The organism is Lysinibacillus sp. RC46 (assembly GCF_041262385.1).
Lineage (GTDB): Bacteria > Bacillota > Bacilli > Bacillales_A > Planococcaceae > Lysinibacillus.
In genome coordinates this window covers 90,323-110,200 of sequence record NZ_JBGCCF010000004.1, presented here as the reverse complement: position 1 = coordinate 110,200, position 19,878 = coordinate 90,323, and the positions used below count along the sequence as shown (strand labels likewise).

The window sequence follows — 19,878 nt, the reverse complement described above, 5'->3', positions numbered from 1 at the left end:
ATGATAATTTCAGTTGGAATCATTGCAATTTTCTTAGGTATTGCTTTATTTTTAGGCATTATGGCTAGTAGAGGTAAAGATATGAGCCTTGAACAATGGAGTGTTGGAGGCCGTGGATTTGGTTCTATCTTCATCTTCTTATTAATGGCTGGTGAAATTTATACAACTAATGCATTTTTAGGGGTAAGTGGTTGGATGTACGGGAAGGGCGCCGCAGCATTTTTTAATATCGCGATGTTAAACTATGTAATTGCTTACTGGTTGACACCTAAAATATGGGCTTATGGAAAGAAACATAGTCTACTATCACAATCTGATTTTTTTGAAAAGGCATATAATAGTAAAATTCTCGGCACACTTGTAGCTATTGTAGGGTTAGCAGCTTTAATTCCTTATTTAGTCATTCAATTAAAAGGTCTTGGCATTATCGTTTCTGAAGCTTCGTATGGAGCGATTGATCCGAAATTAACAATTTGGATTGGCACAATTGCTATGATTGCGTATGTCATGGTTTCAGGAATTCATGGCTCGGCTTGGACAGCTGTTATTAAAGATATTCTTATTCTGGGTGTTGTGTTATTCCTTGGTATCTACTTACCTATACATTATTATGGCGGGATTCAACCAATGTGGGAGGCAATTGAAGCTGTTAAACCAGGTTTTTTAACGCTTCCAGACTCAGGTTTTAGTGCCTCATGGTATATTTCAACAATCATGTTAACATCATTAGGGTTTTATATGTGGCCACATACATTTATCGCTACTTTTTCAGCGAAAAGTGGTAATGCCTTAAGAAAAAATGCGATTATGCTTCCTATCTATGCGTTATTTTTATTATTTATTCTATTTACTGGAGCAGCTGCAATTTTACAAATTCCAGAGTTAGAAGGAGGCGCTGTAGATTTAGCATTATTTAAAATCTCCACACAAACATTTAATCCAGTCATCGTAGGCTTTATTGGAGCTGCAGGGTTATTAGCAATTGTTCCAGTTTCAATGATTTTAATGTCTGCAGCTACATTATTTGCAAAAAATGTTGTAAAACCAATTCGTCCTCAAATTAGCGATCAACAAATTGCTATCATTGCTCGTTATTCAGTTCCAGTGATCGCATTAATTGCACTGTACTTTACTTTTAGCGGTGGTGGAGCAATTACGTTATTATTTTTAGTACCAGCAGTTGTAAGTAAAAAATCCATTAACTGTACAAGGTGTGTCTGTTGGGATAATTGTCGGAGTTTCAATTTTAGGTTGGCAAGCAGCTACAGGAGCTCATCTAAGTAAGCTGTTCCCAAGCTGGCCATCTTACATACAAGATATCAACATTGGTTTCCTTGCATTGACTGTTAATATTTTAGTAAGTTTAATTGTTAGTGCGTTTACAAGGAAAGTAACTGTTAAAAATGATGGAATTACAAATGAGAAAACAGTAGAAAACACTCCATAATATCATTTATATTTTCGCAATATTCAGACTTTACGAAAAACGCAAATATCAATTGATTCAAAATTTAGTAGGAGATTTACTAATTTTTCTAGTCAAATTCCTGTTAATTCGTCATCAAATGAAGTCGTTGTGAACGAAATTATTATTCTGACCAATTGTTATGAAGAATATTGTGGCTATTTTAGAATCACAACAGATTCAAGTGAAATGTCATGAAAATAACGATTTTTTCTAAAAAACATGTCAATTTAAACTTATAAATAAGGATGATTATAACAAATATTTGGATGATCATGGCCAAGTCAGATTAATAAAAGATGTACACGTTGAAATTAAGTAATTGATATTGGATGTTTAACAATTTAAATCCAAATTTAATTAAAAAGAATCCGTTTTAATCTAACGTGTAAAATGGATTCTTTTTTATTCAACTATATGGGTGATAAGATTAACAATTTTTATTCAAGAAATCATCGAAGTCTAAAATATTTTGTCATTGAAATAATATTTAGTTATTTACGTCCATTTATATCCGTTTTGTCTCACTATTATTAGTATACTTTTCACTGATACATAACTTCCTATAATTTATATTATGTAAACTAAAATTATTTGGCATGGAGGAGAGCTTGGATACGTCAACTCCCCATAATATCTGTATATGGACAAGAACTTCCGGACACCCACTGACATATCTTAATTTATTTTCAATTCGGACAAGAACTTGCAGACACTCATATAAAATTAAGTGTAGTCTTTTAATAAAAATTCATTAAAATGTTGCTTTAAAATAAAGTTTGTTCAAAAATTCTTCATAAGCCAGCATTTTACGATAAATAAAAAGAATCCATTTTGTAAAAAGATTGATCAAAATGGATTCTTATCCCTCAAATTTAAGATTGGTTTTTATAAAAAAGATCGATTATTTTCTACCAACAGGCTTTGAATCTATAGGTTTTTCTGGTTGCTCTGGCCCTTCAGGTGTTGGCTATATTGCTACTGGTAAGGATTTCCGTCTTTTAGAACAAAAGCAGTTTTACTTTCCACACCTGTAGCAGATATAGACTTTATACCATATGTGTATACTTTACTATTATTTGCAATAGTATCTACATAAACAGTATTACCTTGTGTGTTATAAACCACGTCTACTATATTTTTAACGTCTTCATATGATCCTTCTTTTGTTCCATCAAATCGGTATATTACATATTTCCTTGGTTGAGTACTATTTTCATCTGTAATAGTAAGCTTCATGCCGAAAGACTCTTTACTCAATTTAACATCAGTTGGACATAAAGGTATTGCAGAGCCTTTCCAATAAATTGTAGGTGTTAAAGCTTTATAATTGTATAGTTGCTGATTTAGATAAGAAGCATATCCAAGAGCGTTATTGTTAATACTTCTTAGAGAAAAATGCATTTGCCCTTGAGCATTTTTATTTGCTCTGTTGGCGATTACTTGGCTGATAAGTTCCGTCTTATTATTCCATGCAGTATCAGAATCATTTCCAACTTTATAATCGGCCATGCCAATATATAAATTAACAGGATGGACTTTTGCGTATGTTTGAACTTCTCTTCCCCACCAATCTAATAAAACAGAGTAATTTGCTGCTTTATGATTTCTGGACCAATAGATTTGAGGCGCAATATAATCGATACTTCCATCTTTAATCCACTGTCTTGTATCAGCATAAAGATCATCGTAGTTACTCATTCCATTCGTGTTACTACCAGTAGAATCTTGCCCTTTGTTTCGCCAAATTCCAAACGGAGATATTCCATATTGAACATGAGGTTTAATTGCCTTAATGCTTGCATAAACCTTTTTTACTAATTGATTAACATTATTTCTGCGCCAGTCTTCAATATTATTGAATGAGCCACCATACTTTTTAAAAGTTTGTTGATCTTGAAAAGTCTCTCCTTTTATTTTATAAGGATAGAAGTAATCATCCATATGTACAGCGTCGATATCATAGTTGCTTACTAATTCTTCTATGGTTGATAATAAGTAATTTTGAACTTCCGGCAAACCAGGATCTAAATAGTATTGTTTACCGTATTTCACTACCCAATTAGAATTTTTACGGGCTACATTATCGGCAGCAAGATTAGTCAAAGTTTGCGAAGGCATAGTGACCCTATATGGGTTTACCCAAGCATGAAGTTCTAATCCTCGCTTATGTGCTTCGTCCAGCATTATTTGCAATGGATCAAAACCTGGATTGGTCCCTTGTGTCTTGCCTGTTATATACGATGACCATGGAGCAAGCTTTGACGGGTACAGTGCATCATTTAATGGCTTAACTTGAAAAATAACTGTATTAAAGTTATCAGCTTTTAATTTGTCTAATGTACTTTGAACCCATTGAGTATATTGGGTTTTACTCATACCTGCCTTCATATCAATATTAGATACTGTTGCAATCCAGGCTGCCCGCATTTCATTTTGAGGTAGTGAATTAGCTGTAGCCTTTTGATTTGTAAAAACAGGGATAAGTAAAAGTAAAACAAAAAAAGTTACTAAGCACTTTCCAAAAAAATTTTTAAACATAATTAATGAAATCTCTCCTTTTAATTCTCAGCTATTAAAACCTAGCTGTTACTATAACCTAAGTAAATACCATATCAGCCTATTCTATAAAAGTAGGAACTGATTTATCCTTCTAAATTTTGTCGGCAGGACCCCCTATTGGTAATTTCAATTGTTTGCGAAGCTCGTTGGAAAATTTTATTCTGTTTCTTCGCTCACTATATAATACCACAAATCCCCAATTATTCTCCCTTCACCGGTAATCTCCATTTATTTAAATTCTTGACGCCAATTTTATGATAGCGTTGAAAAGCAATCATTTGGTCAATTGTTAAGTTTGTTTGATAAAGTGGACCATACGGTGGAAGGATTGGAAGAAATTCTTCACAAGATAAACATCTAAATGTCCAATAAAAAAATCATCTCAAAGGATAAATGAAGAGATGATTTTTATAAAACTTTATTATTTGTTTATCTTAGGATAACGACATTCAAACATATGTAAATAAAGAGTTCAAACATATTATATATATCAAATATGTTCGAACTCTTTTGTTGTTGCTTTGTAAAAAATATTGATTAAGAAGGTGCTACAAACATTGACTTAATGACAGAAGAAAAACCATCATTTTGAAAAAACATTGATCAAAATGAGAGCTTTTTTAGTACATTTGAATATTATTTTGTAAAAAAGATTGATTATTTCGGAAAGCGAATCTTCAACTAACGCACCCCGGTAGCCATCCATGTAGCGCAAAAACCAGCGCTACACCACAGAAAATGAAAGATGATTAAGTTCTTTCATGGGAGTTGAATAAGAAAAGAAACGCTTATGCCACAATCGCACCCTTTAACGGAATAACACATGAGCTTCTATTAGCTAGTTTTTTAATAAGAGGCTCTACTACTTGGTAGAAGGTGACTGGCAGCCATAAGAGTATGCAAGACATAGAAAACCACTCTTTTCTAGGATAGGCCTACTCATTGAACTGGCGTCAACAGTAAGGAAAGGATGCCCATTTTCATATGCCTTTTTTGCACGAGTAGCTAAAAGTGCTGTATAATAACCTTTTCCTCGGAACAACGGTAGTGTTGAACCTCCCCATAAGCTGGCGAAGGAGGATTTTTCTTCCAAATACATCCAAGCTGCACTTACAAGCTGACCATCTTCATAAATTCCATAAAGGTATAGGGATTCAGGATTATTCTGTTTATCTCTCCAAAGTCTTTCTCCCAGCTCAGCATGCGGTACATTCCAGATGGCATCTTCTAGAACAATAATGTCTTGAATGCCTTGTTCATCTGTTATTTCCTTTAAATTGAAGTGTCGGTCATTATTAAGCAAGGGGTGCTGTTCATCTAACTTCATGACCATTAGTGCTTCAGGGTCATCTATTGTGAATCCTTCTTGTTCAAGAATATCTTTCAAACTAGCAGGCTTGTCGTAGTTATACACCTTCCACTCAAAATCCTGCTCAAGGTTACTAAAATAGTTTAACTCGTTCTTAATAATTTCTCTTACATCGCCTTCGTTTACATTAGATGAGACAATGAACCCTTTTTCACCAAACTGTGAAATGTGACGCACGACATGTTCTGTTTCCTCTCTTATGTAACCTTTTACTTGAGCCTCTTGTCGAAGTTCTTTGTGGAATAGTGAGATTAATTCATTTTTATCCATGGGCGACCCTCCTATATTTTAAAAATTCTTTTTCTAATGAATCTTAATCCATTAATTAACATATTGATTAGTACCAATTATTTCAAAAGAAGACGTTCGACTCAATCTTTTTTTTCGTAAAGTAAAAAAGACGCTTTTCCTTGTTCCATAATCGCGCCCTTTAATTGAATAACGATTAACCTTCTATTAGCTGGTTTAGTTCAATAAAGAAAAAAGGGCTGTCTTGCAACTCATTTTATTGAATTTTGTTGTATAAATTTCAAGTTCATTTCTCAAAAGTCAGATTTATTTTTGTGTAAAGACTCTGTCGTTTTAATGGATAATGGTTATTTGACAACAGCTGTAATAATAATTTTCTTGCTTGTTCAAAGGTTTTATATTCCTGAAAGAAATGATTATAGTTTGCAATCCGGTCTTCAAGAAATTCATGTTGATTATAGTATTCAAAAAAAGACTTATAAAGCATGTCAATTTGTCCTTGTGGAATTTGATTTGTCATATCTTCTAAAACATAACTTAGCGTTCCAGATATGTTCACACAGTAATAACGAAAATCTTCATAGAAATCCACCTCATCCTCATCGGATAATTTCAAAAATTCTGATCGAAAATCTTCACATATTTTATTAATATCACTAGTAGGAAATGGCTTTCTTAATTCGGTTTTAATTTCAGCTAGTTGTTTTAAAATATCATCCATATTTTCACCTCTATAAGTGTGTCATTTATCTATTTTATCAAATTAGTTTATTAGACAAAGCACAAACCTTTCCAAAGCGTCGTTTTGGGAACCTTTCATTAAAGAATTTTATTCAATAATATGGCCCGATTGTTGAACATTTGTTAGATAACACTATTCAACTAAACTGCCGTTAGTTGAATAACAGTACTCCAATGAATCTGTTTAAAAAGCATCTGGTAAATGGTGCTCTTTATCTTTTCTTAATGCTTCAACTGATGTAATTTACTAATTTTCAAAATAATGATAGCGCTATGAGACGTATGGAGATTCAGTAACGCGTACCGTTGCCCATCTCGATTACTCTCCCAGCGCATAATAAAAGTCTTTATCCTTTGTTAAGATAAGGTATCAACCAGCTTAGTTTGTTCACACTTATGAATAATTTTCATAAATATTGGACAAATCTACATTAAACGATAATTAGCATTATTTAAACGAATAATCCCCTTTTGAACGATAAATTATGTGATACATCCGATAATTAGAAAGTTGTGACCAAGGTATTTATATTATGTAAACTAAAATTATTTGGCGTGGAGGAGGGTTTGGATACGTCAATTCCCCATAATATCTGTTGTACATTTACAAGAACTTCAGGTCTTTTGGGATAAGAACTTCGGGTCTTTTCTTGTTGTAAAAGGACCCGACAGCATAGATATTTTTTAACAAAATAAACCAGGTACTTAATAATTTTGAGCCTGGTCTATTTTTTTATTCATGTCTTATATACCAGTTTACTTCTTTTTGTTTGCATGCCTTTTCGCAAATGTAGAAGGGGAAAATGAAACTTTGTATTTCCCTTCAAGTTCCTTCCTTACTTTTTCCGTTAGCTTTAATCCTTGTTGATTATGTATTTCTTCAAGTTCAATCCCATTAGGAACTATTCCATCATTAGCCCAATCAATCCACTCACCATATTTTAATATCCATTTTGTTAATTCCGATTGCAGTTCGATGGAAATTGGAACATATGATATTTCAAAGTTACAGAGGCATTTATTACACCATATAGCATCAGCTCCGATATCTGCTTCTACTCTTAAATCATATGTTTCATCACATATACATTGTTCAATCATTGCTTTTTATCTCCTCTTATCTTTTCTCTACTATTTTTTGAGTAAAGAGATGATTTCTTTGTTTTGTTCAATTTGGATTTTAATATTTACCCAAATGATCTGAACCCATCTTAATAGTAACGCTATTAACAATATAGGTATTAACGGAAACAACAATCCAACCATATCTACCGTATCTCCAGAAAAATTCATGCAACCCCTTCTCTATAACATAATTTTACCATATATAGAATTCGGTTTAACAATTAAACAATATGGCCCTTTTCATGAAGAAAGATGCTTTCCTCATTACAAAAAGCGCCCGGTTGTTCAAGATCGTTTTCAACTAAAGCCCCTGTAATTGAAGTATAGGACGATTAAATAATGCAGGTTTAAAGCGTCAAATTTACTGATTTTTATTCAGCTAACACACTCTGAATAATTTTGAAAAGCACTATAGTAGACATGTTTCTATATTTGCATAAAAGGCTGCATAGACAATATTCAAAGGAAAATCCAAGAAATGTTGGTTTTACAGCATTTCTTGGATTTCGGTTTCTTTCCAAACTTTTATTTGGGAACGTTTATTATATTTATTTTGTATGCTTTATAAATATTGTTGCAATAAAACACAGGTTAATTTATTGACTCTAATTTTTATGTCTATTCTTTACAAAAATCTACAAATTTTTTTGCCTGTATTAAGGACATACCTGTTTGCTCTCTCAAAAACTTCACCGCTTTAATTTCACCGACTGACTTTATTTTCTCTTTTACTAAGGCAATCAGTTCCTCATTATAGATTTTAGTATAATCCATTTTTTCGCCCCCTCGTGTAATTAAAGTTTAACATTCCCAAAGCGAGATTTGGGGACTTTTTGCTCTTAACGTTGTAAATCCAAATGAACAACAATAAGTAATTATTTTTTATTTTGGCTCTGTTAAATTATTATGTTGATAATCGAATAATAAATTAAGGAAGCCCTAACGAGTTTCCTTGATTTTGATTCTCTATGGTCCAGAAATTCCATTTGCCAACAGTAACAGAAATATAAATATTGATAACGGTATCATAAATGTAATGTTTGAAAGAATACTGAACACCTTTACAGTTATATTTTTAGACTTGACCCCTAAAATTAACGACACAATAAACCCAATGTCTATCAAAACATATAAGAAAATTGGAATCCATAGATTTATATTCGGAGACCTAAATACAAAGAAAATAAATAATGCAACTAAGAACATTGGCTATAATAATAGCCAACATATTACCAAGGATATTTAATTAAGAAAAAAACAGCCATAATAGATGTAACATAACACCTAATCCGGCTATCTTTTTATTTCAATTTATTAGAAATTTATATTCTGCAATTATATTTCAACCTCTGTTTCAGACAAATTCAATGCTTTTCCGCCCACCTTTACCTCAATAATTTCTTTCCCTTGAGTGGTTAACGCTATAACTATTTCTGAAGGTTTTTTCATAGAGTAACCTTGCTCAACAGATATATTAATAACATGTTCAGGTTTGATTTTACCATATTTATATAGATAACATGAAAGGGCACCATTGGATGTACCAGTTGCAGATTCTTCTGGAATTCCATATAAAGGTGCCAAATTTCTACAGTGAGCATTTGAACCCTTTAATGATTCAAGGGTAAAAATATGATAACCAATGGTATTATATTTACTGCTGATATTTGTTACTTTTTCAAAATCTGGCTTTATAGAATTTAATATATCTAAGTTTCTAATCGGTACAAGTATATCCCTAAGGCCAGTAGATACAATTTGCACTGGTAGATCCCCCAACATTTCATCTATAGTAATATTTAAGGAATCTGCAATTTCCTCCTTGTCTATTATTTCATAATAGCTTGGAGCATTTTGATCCATCATAATTGATAGGTCTTCCATTACTTCTACATTTAAAATTCCGGCCTTTGTTTCTTGAGAATATTTTCCTGGTTTAATATATCCTTGGCTTGAAAGTGTATAGAACGCTGCTATCGTTGCATGGCCACAAAGATCAACCTCTTCATTAGGTGTAAAGAATCTAACCTTGAAGTCAGCAAAGTCTGACTTCATGACAAAAGCAGTCTCACTAAAACCGATGATACCTGCTATTTTTTTCATGTCCTCATCTGATAGATAATCAGCGCTAAGTACCACTCCGGCAGGGTTCCCTCCCTCAATGGATTTTGCAAATGAATTTAATGTATAAACTTTTAACTTCATAATATGATCCCTCCAAATTGTATATCGATTTTATATTTGCACGATTGTCCCAACATTCATTTCTTCTGCTTTTGATACAATATATTTTGCAACTGCAAGATCCTGCAATGCTATGCCAGTACTATCAAAAATCGTAATTTCTTCATCACTTGTACGTCCTTTCGCATTTCCAAGTATGTATTGTCCGATTTCAGTCAAATTGTTTTTGCCTAATATACCAGCCCTTATAGCACTTTGTGTTTCTCCGACTGTCGATGCTTGTGTAATATCATCTACATATACAGAAGCTACCTCAAAGATCTTTTCATCTATTTCCTGTTTTCCAGTCATGTCTGCCCCCACACAGCTGAAATGTATGCCTGGCTTAATCCACTCCTTAAAAATCAGTGGTTTTCGCGAAGGCGTTATCGTAATTACTGCATCGGTTTCTTCCAAAGCTTTCACTGGATTTTCTACAGCTACAAACTGAACTGACTCAATTCTTTGTTTCCAGCTCTTATTATAAGTATCGTTGATATCATTTATGATTTTATCTAGTTCCGTCTTTATTGAATACTGGAATTTTGATGCATTTTCATATTTTACGGGGTCATATATATATACCTTGTTGATTGTCTGAACTTGAGATAGAGTGGCTGCTATTTGAAAAATCGCCTGAACTCCTGTACCTACAATCATTAGTGTTTTTGAATCTTGTTTTGACAGGTGTTTCACGCCTATTGAACCTGCTGCTCCAGTACGCATTCCTGTCAAATAACTTGCGTTGATCATTGCCTTAGGAAACCCATTCTTCAAATCAAATAACATAGTCAGCCCAGTTATAGCTGGAAGCCCTTGATTTTTATTTTCACCAAACCATGAAACGAGTTTTAATCCAAACACATCTTCTTCATTAAGCATCCCTGATTTAATATCCATTTCTGCCCTACCCTCAAAAATCACCTCAGATACCATGGAGAATAGTCTCACCTGATTGTTGGCTTTAAGCGCATAGGCTTTTTCTACACATGCTACTGTATTCTTGATATCTAGAATGTTCTTAACATCATTATCACTTAGAATTCTTATTGGTACCATAGTTATCATTCTCCTTTAAAATTTTAATATCTGTTAATGTAATTGTATTTGAACAACAACAAAAAGTATCCAACCATTCTTGGTTGTTATTTAACCAACCAAATGATAGAGTAAAAATACTATGATTTTGGAGGAATTTTATGTTGGATATCAACTGGAGACCTGATAGAAATAGTCCTATTCGATTGGATATACAGATTGTTAACTTCATAAAAGATAAAATAGCAACTGGAGAATGGCCAGTTGGTTTCAAATTGCCAAGTCAGCGGACACTTTCTGAAATTTTCTGTGTAAACAGAAGTACCGTAGTATCTGCCCTTGAAGAGCTGGCAGCTGAAGGCCTTATTAGCGGTAATGCTGGTGGAGGTACAAAAGTAATAAACAATACATGGACATTAATGTCCAGTAATCATTCACATAATTGGCTTCCCTATATATCTTCGGGATTACATCAAACAAATCAAAATATAATGCAGCAGATCAATCAGGCTGAATTCCAACCTGATATCATCAGAATGGGGTCCTGCGAACCTTCCCCTGAATTAATACCTAACAAAATGATTCAGGGCGTACTAAAAAAACTGTCTAAGTCTATGGCATCGCTGGGTTATGAAGAACCAAAAGGAAATATCCATCTAAGAAGAGAGGTATGCACATACCTTAAAACAATAGGAATAGTAGCTGATCCATCTTCAGTTTTGATTACCTCTGGTGTTTTGCAGGCACTGCAGCTTATTTCCCTTGGCCTTTTGCACACGAACTCAGTAGTATATGTTGAAAAGCCATCCTACCTATACTCTCTTAGAACCTTTCAATCGTTCGGAATGCAGCCTTCGGGAATTAAGCTGGATGAAGAAGGTATAGAAATAAAAGAATTGGTTGATCGACATAGGCGGAGAAAAGGAGCAATGCTTTTTACAATACCTACTTTTCAAAATCCTACCGGGAGTGTCATGTCACTTGAAAGAAGAAAAACGCTTGTTGATGCGTGTGATAGGGAACGTTTGCCTATTATCGAGGATGATGTATATAGGGAGCTTTGGTTTGATGAACAACCTCCACAGCCAATAAAGGCATTTGATAACAATGGACTTGTATTATATATTGGTGGAATATCGAAGAATTTAAGTCCTGGTCTCAGGATTGGATGGATTGTTGGATCAGAAAAAGTCATTGAAAGATTGGCAGATATAAAAATGCAAACTGATTATGGAACCAGCTCACTCTCCCAGAATGTAACCACAGAACTATTCTCTAGTGGTCTTTATTATCAGCATAACGATATAATGAGGAAAAATGTTAAGATCCGAAGAGATGTTGCTCTTGAAGCATTAAAGAAATATTTTACCGGCATCGGTACATGGAATATCCCAAGGGGCGGATATTTCATCTGGCTTAAGTTAAATGAAGGTATATCCATGTACCAGCTTTTTACTAAAGCCTTAAGTCGGAAAATACTTGTTCACCCTGGAGATTTGTATGAGTTTCACTCTGATCAATATTTAAGAATTTCTTATTCTTATGCATCCTTAAATGAAATTGACTATGGAATTAAAACTCTTTCAGAATTGGTAGCAGAACAAATTTTTTAAGTTTCATATAGAGGTTTAAATATGGCAGATAATTATAAAAATGAGTATTGAATAACCACTGTATGAGATTCGAAAGCATCATCAACTCCTCTAGTTCCTGAAGTTTTGAATCATTAATCTATCTAATTTTCTAAAAAACCAATTGTCTTATAACTCAAATAACCTATGCGTAGAACCCGAACTTTAACACAAATATCCATAGTCCTGCGTATTTGTTCGGCCCCCTAAAGCAAATTACGGCATACTATCCCCTTTTCTTAGCCGTTAAGTGCTTAGAAAAGGGGATAGTATTGTTCATAAAAATGCTTATTGGATTCGTTAAATATGTTAGCGTTTATATTCGGGCTGTTCTAGAATAATCGGATTCGGATTGCTAAGTACCCATTGCACTGCCAACTCGCATAGTCTCGCAGGTTCCTCATCTCCATCGCCATTGTGAAGTTCTTTCGCTAAAGTGATAGACTCCTGAAGTGCAGCGGGATGTAATGGCGTACCAAAGCTAATGTAATGGTTAAAACTTTTGAGCATTTTACGAAAATCATTATCCCAGTTGATCAGGTAACTCTAATTCCACACGTTTCGGAGCTTCTTCATCATCTGATAAATATGCTGTTATTGAACACTTGTTCATAACCCGTTGCAATTATAAATGTTGGTGCACGTCCATAGCTTTTAGCTCCGACTATATAGAAGTCCTTTTCTGGTTGGCCTAATATTTCTTCTCCATGTGCTCTTACTGTGCCACAACTATGCACATTTGGATCAATTAGTGTCGCTAAAGCATGCACACATTCTGCTGCTGAATCAATTGAAAAGCGTAGTTAGCAATTAATCGTAAGATCCGGTCGATTTCCTGCATTGAACACAAGTCCCATTCTTATTGAACTATAGCACCCTGTTCGTTGAAGTAGAATAAAGAGCTTATTCAATAATTGCGCCCGATTGTTGAATAAGTCTATAAACTAAGTTGTGCCGTTAGTTCAATAACTTCAACAAAAATACTTTAATCCTTTTTAAACAACAAGAAAAAACGAATTCTAAAATCAAAATCCGTTCTTCGTAAATTCTTATACTAACTCTAAAACAATGTTTGGAGTATATGTGGCAACACATTGGCGCTGATGAGTTTAATTATATTAGCTAAGCTCCTATTTAGTTAAAGCAAAAGGTGTTATGACGTAATCAAAAGCGTTCCATCGTTAGATCAGTATTTACTGAAACCGCAGCTTTATTACCTTTAGCAGCTGAAATCATTAAAGAGGATGGTTTAGATCTTTCTGTTTCCCCTGCGATATATATGTTTTTTTGGGTTGTTCTACCAACACCATCTGTTATAACTTTTCCATTTTCATGAATTTCACAGCCAAGCTTCTCAGCAAACTGATTTGGGCGATAATAAGATGGGGCAACAAATCCACCCGATCTTATAATTGTTGCTCCTGTTTCAAACTCTATTTTTTGTAAGTAACCGTCATTACCTATTAAGTCTTTTATTTTTTTCGATATAACTTTGATATTGTGTTTTTGTAACTCTATTTTACCTTCTTTAGATAATTGAACTCCATTCGTTAAGACAACCAAATCCTGCGACCAATTATAAATTAACTTAGTCAAATGCAGTACATGCTTTTGCTCCCAGCCATCACAATATGGACAACTAAATAGACTTTTCCCATAAAACTTTCTTATACTTGATATAGTAAATATTTCTTGAATACCGGTGGCGAGTATTATTTTTTCTGAAACAAATTCCTCACTAGTAGATGTTTTGACAGTAAATCGCTCATTACCTATATCCTTTATGATTTCAGTAACTGTTGCAGTAAAATATGATACGGACGGGTAATTCTCCAACTCTTTTAACGCTATTTCTTTAAACGCTTGTGGTTTTATCCCATCTCGAGTAATAAATCCATGTGACGATTGTGTCACTCTATTCCTATTCATTCCATCGTCAAATAATGCAATGTTTCTCCTAGCCCTTCCTAAAGTTAAGCAAGCACTTAACCCAGAAGGACCTCCACCTATAATGATACAATCAAGGACATTCATTTTTTTACCTCCGTATTGATTTTGTTTTATTTTGAATTGTTATTTGCAATAGAGAACTACATTATTTCCCCCATCATGGATTTCCATTCTTTACACACTAATATTAAATATGAAAAGAACTGACGGTGTGTTTAGCGACAACAGGAGATATTGCTTTTATTTTTATTCCTAAATCTGAACATCAATAGTATAGTGAGACTACAAAATCATTCATGAATAATAAGTTGTCAAATCAAAAAGATCAAATTATCGTTATTGATAAAATGACCCTATTTTATATCGAATTATTCAGTTTAATTCCAATTAAGCAACCTCTTCACAATGTGCGGAGTGTATGTGGCAACAAATAGGTGCTAGTGAGTTATATAGGCTTAGTTCCTATTTTAGTGGAATCGAGTCTATTTTTCTTATACATATTCAACTTTAGCTTCCTCAACTGAAATACTCTATAGTTAAAGAAGGAATCAGACGCTTATTCCACAAACCTGGCCCGATTGTTGAACACATGTAAAACACCACTCTTCAACTAAACTACCCCGTTCTTTGAGAAAACAACCTATATCTTTTATTACCTAGAAGTTTAAGAATTAGGCTTTAATGTACAATTAATAATTGATACAAGCTCCTTAATGTAACATTGGAGTTGATTTAATTGTTGTAGTAAATAAGGGCATCTTTGGTAAAAAAGAGGATAGAAAGAGCGAATTTGTTTAAGCTCTTCTATCCTTTTAATTTTTATACATATAATGTGTGACATTAAATAAGAACTCACTATTTATAATAGTTTCAGCTTATAATTTGACTTTAAATAAAAGCAACAATCACGCGTGTTTGTTTAATTGTTAAAAACCTCCTACCAATACATTCATTTATCAAAGAATGTAAACGAACCAGATGCTTACGACAATAAACCAAATGTTTATTGTCAACAGGAACACTCGCTCACAAATCCCAAAGATAAATCGCAAAGGCTTGAACATAGTTACAATAACAGCCCCAAGCGAGATAGAAGAAACTATGGTTACGATGTTAAAAAATTGATTTAGATTTTTAAAGCCTTCCAGTAATTTTAAATGACTTCCTCCACGATCAATGACCATATAGGAAAAAGCGAACGCAAGAATAGCAAATAAGTAATGGAGTTTTCCTTGAACCGTAAGTTTTTCTCCTTCTAGGTCAGTTGGAAAGAATAACATGAGGATACGGGAGATGACCATTAGAATGATTAAAATCGGAATGGACGCGGATATGGAGAAGCGATCTTTTATATTCAACAACACGATAGAAAGTGACAATGCCCCTAAATTGCTGAACCAAGCGTAAATTAAAAATAAATTTTTTGTAGCACCTACACCGTAGTCACTTACAGCATGTCGAATAGGATGATAGCCTGTTTTCTTAAAGTGAAGTATGAGAAAAAAATGAAATAACTCAAAAAGAACAATACGGCCACAATCGATAGGATTTTCTCGATGGACAAATTCAGACCTCCCAAAGTTCATCGATTCAGTTCCGCAACAGTTCCTTCCCCGTTTGTTGAAGAGCATAATCGACAATTTAATTTTAAATGACTTTATTATTTTTTAAAATATGATTTAAACGACTTTATTATCATCATCCAAAAAAATTTTTCAAAGGTTCTTTCTTTTTATACAACTGGATTCATTAACATGGGAACAAGCTGATTTGGTAAATGAAACGATTCGAATTGATGGAAAAGGGAAAAAAGAACGGATATTGCCCCTTCATCCACACTAAATGCCGCTTCTGGCATCCTATAAAGCTTCTTTAAGAGCATATCAAATTTATCCAACAGAACCTGTTTTTCTAAATAAAAATCGTAAGGATTAGATCCGCGGGGTTTGCATGTCATTTTTAAAAATGTATTGAAAAAGCAGGCCTCCCACCTACCCGCTACATCACTTACGGCATACTTTTGCAACGTTGATGTTACAGCAAAATAAAGAAAACGTTGATTTACGAACATTTCAAGAACTACTGGGTCATGAAAGTATTACATCAACTCAAGTCTATACACACGTTGAATTTGAACAGAAAAAGAAAGCAATTGATTCTTTTTGAATATTTCGATTTCTTATTCTTTAAGTGGAAGCAACTAGCCGTAATTGGGTAGTTATTTTTTATTAGAAAAATCGTAACCGTTCAAATGATTTGGATAGAAGTCAATTAAAAATGGCGGTTTTCCCATTGATTGTTGTTTTTACAGTCCTTTGAATAATAAATAATGTTTATTCTACAAACACTTGTGAAAGAAGCTTTATATATAATATTCGTGTTTTATTTAATCAATAAAGTGTTTAGCCGATGGACGAGTAGCAATTTTATCATCTTAATACGAATGTTTTGGATTGTTTAATGCAAAATAGTTCGTTAATTATCTTTTGTAAGGATTAATTACGAACAATCATATCTAATAATTTTTTTGTTGCTTCAATCCCCTTCTTTTCAATTACTTTCTTTCAAGGATACTACCTTTTGTTTAATGATCTTTTTAGATAGTTGAGAATGCTTTACTTACAGCGACGCGTATTCCACAATCGCGCCCGATTGCATAATACCAATTATTTCAAAACCATATGTTAAACTCATAATTGGCAATGATAGGGAAAAAGTATGATAGGCGCTTGGTAATCTTTCGTGTATTCTTGATGAAGTTGATGAACACATCAATATATGATTAAGAAATCAATACAGAATGAAGGAGAGTGCCTTATGAATGAAATCATAGAGCAAGAGAAAGACTTCGGATTTGCTAGAGTTTATGCTATTGAACTGCTGTTTAAAGAAAAGCCAGTTGTGGACCGCGAACTACTCTACAGCAAGATAGAACAATACATGGGGAAAACAGATCGACCACAAAATGAAAAGAGTGGGTCGCTGGCAGTATGGGAGCCCTATGAGCAACATGAGAAAGGCGAAATGCTTCATTTCTTTCATTTGAATTATATGGTGAAATATGCAGAAGGAGAAATGCCTGCGCAAACAACGCTTACTGGCATGAATGTAGGTCCGATATCTGATTATGAAGCCGCTTTACAGCAAAGTTGGCATTGGAATGAAGCAGGCCAAACGTTGCAAGAGTGTAGTTACGCATTGTTACTTGTCGATATGATGGCATCTGGACTTGAGCCCCAAAAAAGATTGGAACTACATACGAATGTTCTTCGTGCAATAGTGGAAACGGTCCCTTGCGCTGCGATTTATTTTAGAGAAAGCAATAAGTTGGTCGAGCCATCCGTGTTTTTGGCTGCTATTGATGAGGGCGAAATGTTGTATGGAGCATTGAACATTCGGTTCTACAATGTTGAGGGTACTGGCAGTGAACGCCAGGAAGGTCTCATGGATTCCATTGGGCTTGCTGCACTAGGCATTCCTGATGTGCAATGCCACTTCTATGATATGGATACCAATGAGGTTGCAGACTGCTTGACTAACTTTGCTTATTATTTGTTTAATCAAGGTGATATTATTACAGATGGAGAAACGATTGGTTTTACAGAGGAGATGCGTTGGCGCTGCGAGCATCAATATGCATTGGCTGTTCCGCACCGCATAGTCATTGATCTTGATCCCGGTGAGGGCAACTATGCAGGTCACCAGGGTGGGTCTGAAGAATAGTTGCTCCTTTGGGTATATTGGTGTAGGTCCTTTTAATACAACCAAAAGTGCGGAGCCTAATTTCAATGGTTTTAATCCTTGAGTACTAGTTTTATCAAAATTTGTTTCTAATGCTTAGACTTTATTAATGGGGCGCCTTAGATAATCGTGGTTATCATACTTTATCAAGGTCTAAATCGTAAAAAAATCAGGGATGTTACATATTATACATGGCTAATATGTAACATCCCATTTTTTTTATGTTTCACAATTGCGCCCGATTATTGTATATGGCTGGCATTAAATGTATGCATTTACAACGATAAGCACAAAGAAGTTCCATAATGTAAGTTTGGACACGTTACAAAAAACACAAATGCTCGTGAAAACGTTTGTGTTTTTCATTTTTTATATTTCTAGAAGCTAAAGTTTTAGCAATCTTTTTCTCTTGCAAGGTTTAATCGACATACCTTCTTATGCACTATAAATTATAAGGAATTGAAATAACTAATACATCTCAACTATTAGTCTTTCCTTACCAACAGTGAGTAACACATAAGGCAGGTCTCCCACCTACCAGCTTCACGTTGCATCACTTACGGCATCCCCTTTTCTGAGCCTTTAAGTGCTTAGAAAAGGGGATAGTAATGTTTATAAAAATGATTATTGGATTCGTTAAATATGTTAGCGCTTATATTCGGGCTGTTCTAAAATAATCGGATTCGGATTGCTAAGTACCCATTGCACTGCCAACTCGCATAGTCTCGCAGGTTCCTCATCTCCATCGCCATTGTGAAGTTCTTTCGCTAAAGTGATAGACTCCTGAAGTACAGCGGGATGTAATGGCGTACCTAAGCTAAAGTAATGGTTCAAACTTTTGAGCATTTTACGAAAATCATTATCCCAGTTGATGCCGCCGTTATCTAAAATTTCGTATGAGACTTTACCAGTAATACGAATAACCTCTCCTTGTACAGTTTGCGCATGTCCTTGCGAAGGAATTAGTAAATTCCAAAGTTCATTATGTTGCGCCTGCCAGCCCTTTGTAGATACTGTTATTGGAGACGTACCATCATGCGTTTTTCGCTTCTCTACTGGTGGAACATCAAATAGCTCATAAAGACGGGAAAGTGCCTCATCCGTTTCGTTCAAATATTCTTTATTAAAACCTTCTCTGTGAAATTCAAAGTCTTTTCCAATTCGCTTAATAGAATTTTTCATTTCCGGCGTTACAGCTATACCCGCGCTCAGAAAGATCTCAGAAACTTCCACTAGATCAACAATATTTATATTTCTACATACTGCTAAAGCTTTGTCCAAAGGCGTCTCATTCATCATATTTACCGCGCTAATATTTGCGCCTTTAGAAACCAATGTGCGCACCGCATTTGGTTTAAAAAAAGCAGCCGCAGCAAATAAAGGTGTTTCGTTTTGATAATCCAAGGCTTCTATATCTGCACCTAACTCAAGAAGCAATTCAATATTCCCCCGCCAACTTATTGCCTGATTATGTAAAGCCGAACTTTTGTAATTGTCTCTCGCATTTATATTTGCCCCCTGTTCCACGAGCCAGCGAACCAATTCATCCGGTACATTGAAAAAACTTAAGGCTGTTGTTTTACTATAACCACCATATGCATCTAGCTCGCACTTTGTAAATACCTCTTGTAATGCCGCAATATCACCTGCTTCAATTAGTTCATTAAAATTTTTCGGTAACGTTTTTCTCTTCCTCGCCATATGTATTTTCGCTCCTTACATTAGATTTTTGAATATAGTTCATTACGTCATTTACCATATATATCGATCTATATTTTACCATG

Annotated in this window: 15 protein-coding genes and 2 pseudogenes; 4 read left to right on the top strand and 13 right to left on the bottom strand. The window is 34.2% G+C overall.

Going from position 1 to position 19,878, the window contains the following annotated elements; all coding sequences use genetic code 11:
- Positions 1-3: 3 nt before the first annotated feature.
- A pseudogene (locus ABH966_RS05360) lies at positions 4-1,447 on the top strand (sodium:solute symporter family protein).
- Positions 1,448-2,443: 996 nt separating this feature from the next.
- On the opposite strand, the gene ABH966_RS05355 reads toward ABH966_RS05360, so the two are convergent.
- The 7 genes from ABH966_RS05355 to ABH966_RS05325 form a co-directional block, all read right to left on the bottom strand.
- Complete coding sequence (locus tag ABH966_RS05355; protein WP_370076451.1) at positions 2,444-4,006, bottom strand: glycoside hydrolase family 10-like protein; 1,563 nt, start codon at positions 4,004-4,006, stop codon at positions 2,444-2,446.
- A gap of 883 nt (positions 4,007-4,889) precedes the next feature.
- Positions 4,890-5,666, bottom strand: coding sequence for a GNAT family N-acetyltransferase (locus ABH966_RS05350; protein WP_370076449.1), 777 nt, complete (start codon positions 5,664-5,666; stop codon positions 4,890-4,892).
- 265 nt (positions 5,667-5,931) lie between these two features.
- Positions 5,932-6,366, bottom strand: coding sequence for a YxiJ family protein (locus ABH966_RS05345; RefSeq protein WP_370076447.1), 435 nt, complete (start codon positions 6,364-6,366; stop codon positions 5,932-5,934).
- Positions 6,367-7,142: 776 nt separating this feature from the next.
- On the bottom strand, positions 7,143-7,487 hold the full coding sequence (locus tag ABH966_RS05340) for a hypothetical protein (RefSeq protein ID WP_370076445.1): 345 nt from the start codon (positions 7,485-7,487) through the stop codon (positions 7,143-7,145).
- 642 nt (positions 7,488-8,129) lie between these two features.
- On the bottom strand, positions 8,130-8,285 hold the full coding sequence (locus tag ABH966_RS05335; protein WP_169786300.1) for a hypothetical protein: 156 nt from the start codon (positions 8,283-8,285) through the stop codon (positions 8,130-8,132).
- A 561-nt stretch (positions 8,286-8,846) separates the two neighbouring features.
- Positions 8,847-9,716 carry a PhzF family phenazine biosynthesis protein gene (locus ABH966_RS05330; protein WP_370076443.1) on the bottom strand — a complete coding sequence of 290 codons (870 nt, stop codon included), beginning with the start codon at positions 9,714-9,716 and terminating at the stop codon, positions 8,847-8,849.
- A gap of 30 nt (positions 9,717-9,746) precedes the next feature.
- Positions 9,747-10,793 (bottom strand): ornithine cyclodeaminase family protein, encoded by a 1,047-nt coding sequence (locus ABH966_RS05325; protein WP_370076441.1) that lies wholly within the window; start codon positions 10,791-10,793, stop codon positions 9,747-9,749.
- Between the two features lie 140 nt (positions 10,794-10,933).
- Here ABH966_RS05325 and ABH966_RS05320 point away from each other — a divergent pair, with 140 nt between their 5' ends.
- On the top strand, positions 10,934-12,385 hold the full coding sequence (locus tag ABH966_RS05320) for an aminotransferase-like domain-containing protein (protein ID WP_370076439.1): 1,452 nt from the start codon (positions 10,934-10,936) through the stop codon (positions 12,383-12,385).
- Between the two features lie 327 nt (positions 12,386-12,712).
- On the opposite strand, the gene ABH966_RS05315 is transcribed toward ABH966_RS05320, so the two are convergent.
- The 5 genes and pseudogenes from ABH966_RS05315 to ABH966_RS05295 all read right to left on the bottom strand — a co-directional run bounded on the left by ABH966_RS05315 (position 12,713) and on the right by ABH966_RS05295 (position 16,424).
- Positions 12,713-12,913: a hypothetical protein gene (locus ABH966_RS05315; protein ID WP_370076437.1), complete on the bottom strand. Its 201-nt coding sequence runs from the start codon at positions 12,911-12,913 to the stop codon at positions 12,713-12,715.
- 13 nt (positions 12,914-12,926) lie between these two features.
- Positions 12,927-13,254, bottom strand: a pseudogene (locus ABH966_RS05310) (flavoprotein); the annotation flags it as partial.
- Between the two features lie 313 nt (positions 13,255-13,567).
- Positions 13,568-14,437 (bottom strand): NAD(P)/FAD-dependent oxidoreductase, encoded by an 870-nt coding sequence (locus ABH966_RS05305; RefSeq protein WP_370076435.1) that lies wholly within the window; start codon positions 14,435-14,437, stop codon positions 13,568-13,570.
- A gap of 872 nt (positions 14,438-15,309) precedes the next feature.
- Complete coding sequence (locus ABH966_RS05300) at positions 15,310-15,939, bottom strand: DUF998 domain-containing protein (protein ID WP_370076433.1); 630 nt, start codon at positions 15,937-15,939, stop codon at positions 15,310-15,312.
- Between the two features lie 146 nt (positions 15,940-16,085).
- Positions 16,086-16,424 carry a hypothetical protein gene (locus ABH966_RS05295; protein ID WP_370076683.1) on the bottom strand — a complete coding sequence of 113 codons (339 nt, stop codon included), beginning with the start codon at positions 16,422-16,424 and terminating at the stop codon, positions 16,086-16,088.
- Between ABH966_RS05295 and ABH966_RS05290 the strand changes: the two genes are divergently transcribed.
- Positions 16,385-16,519, top strand: coding sequence for a tyrosine-type recombinase/integrase (locus ABH966_RS05290; RefSeq protein ID WP_370076671.1), 135 nt, complete (start codon positions 16,385-16,387; stop codon positions 16,517-16,519). The genes ABH966_RS05295 and ABH966_RS05290 overlap by 40 nt on opposite strands.
- 651 nt (positions 16,520-17,170) lie before the next feature.
- Positions 17,171-18,076, top strand: coding sequence for a DUF4261 domain-containing protein (locus ABH966_RS05285; RefSeq protein WP_370076431.1), 906 nt, complete (start codon positions 17,171-17,173; stop codon positions 18,074-18,076).
- Between the two features lie 663 nt (positions 18,077-18,739).
- On the opposite strand, the gene ABH966_RS05280 is transcribed toward ABH966_RS05285, so the two are convergent.
- A complete protein-coding gene (locus ABH966_RS05280) occupies positions 18,740-19,795 on the bottom strand; it encodes an ankyrin repeat domain-containing protein (protein ID WP_370076429.1) in 1,056 nt (351 codons plus the stop codon).
- Between the last annotated feature and the right edge of the window lie 83 nt (positions 19,796-19,878).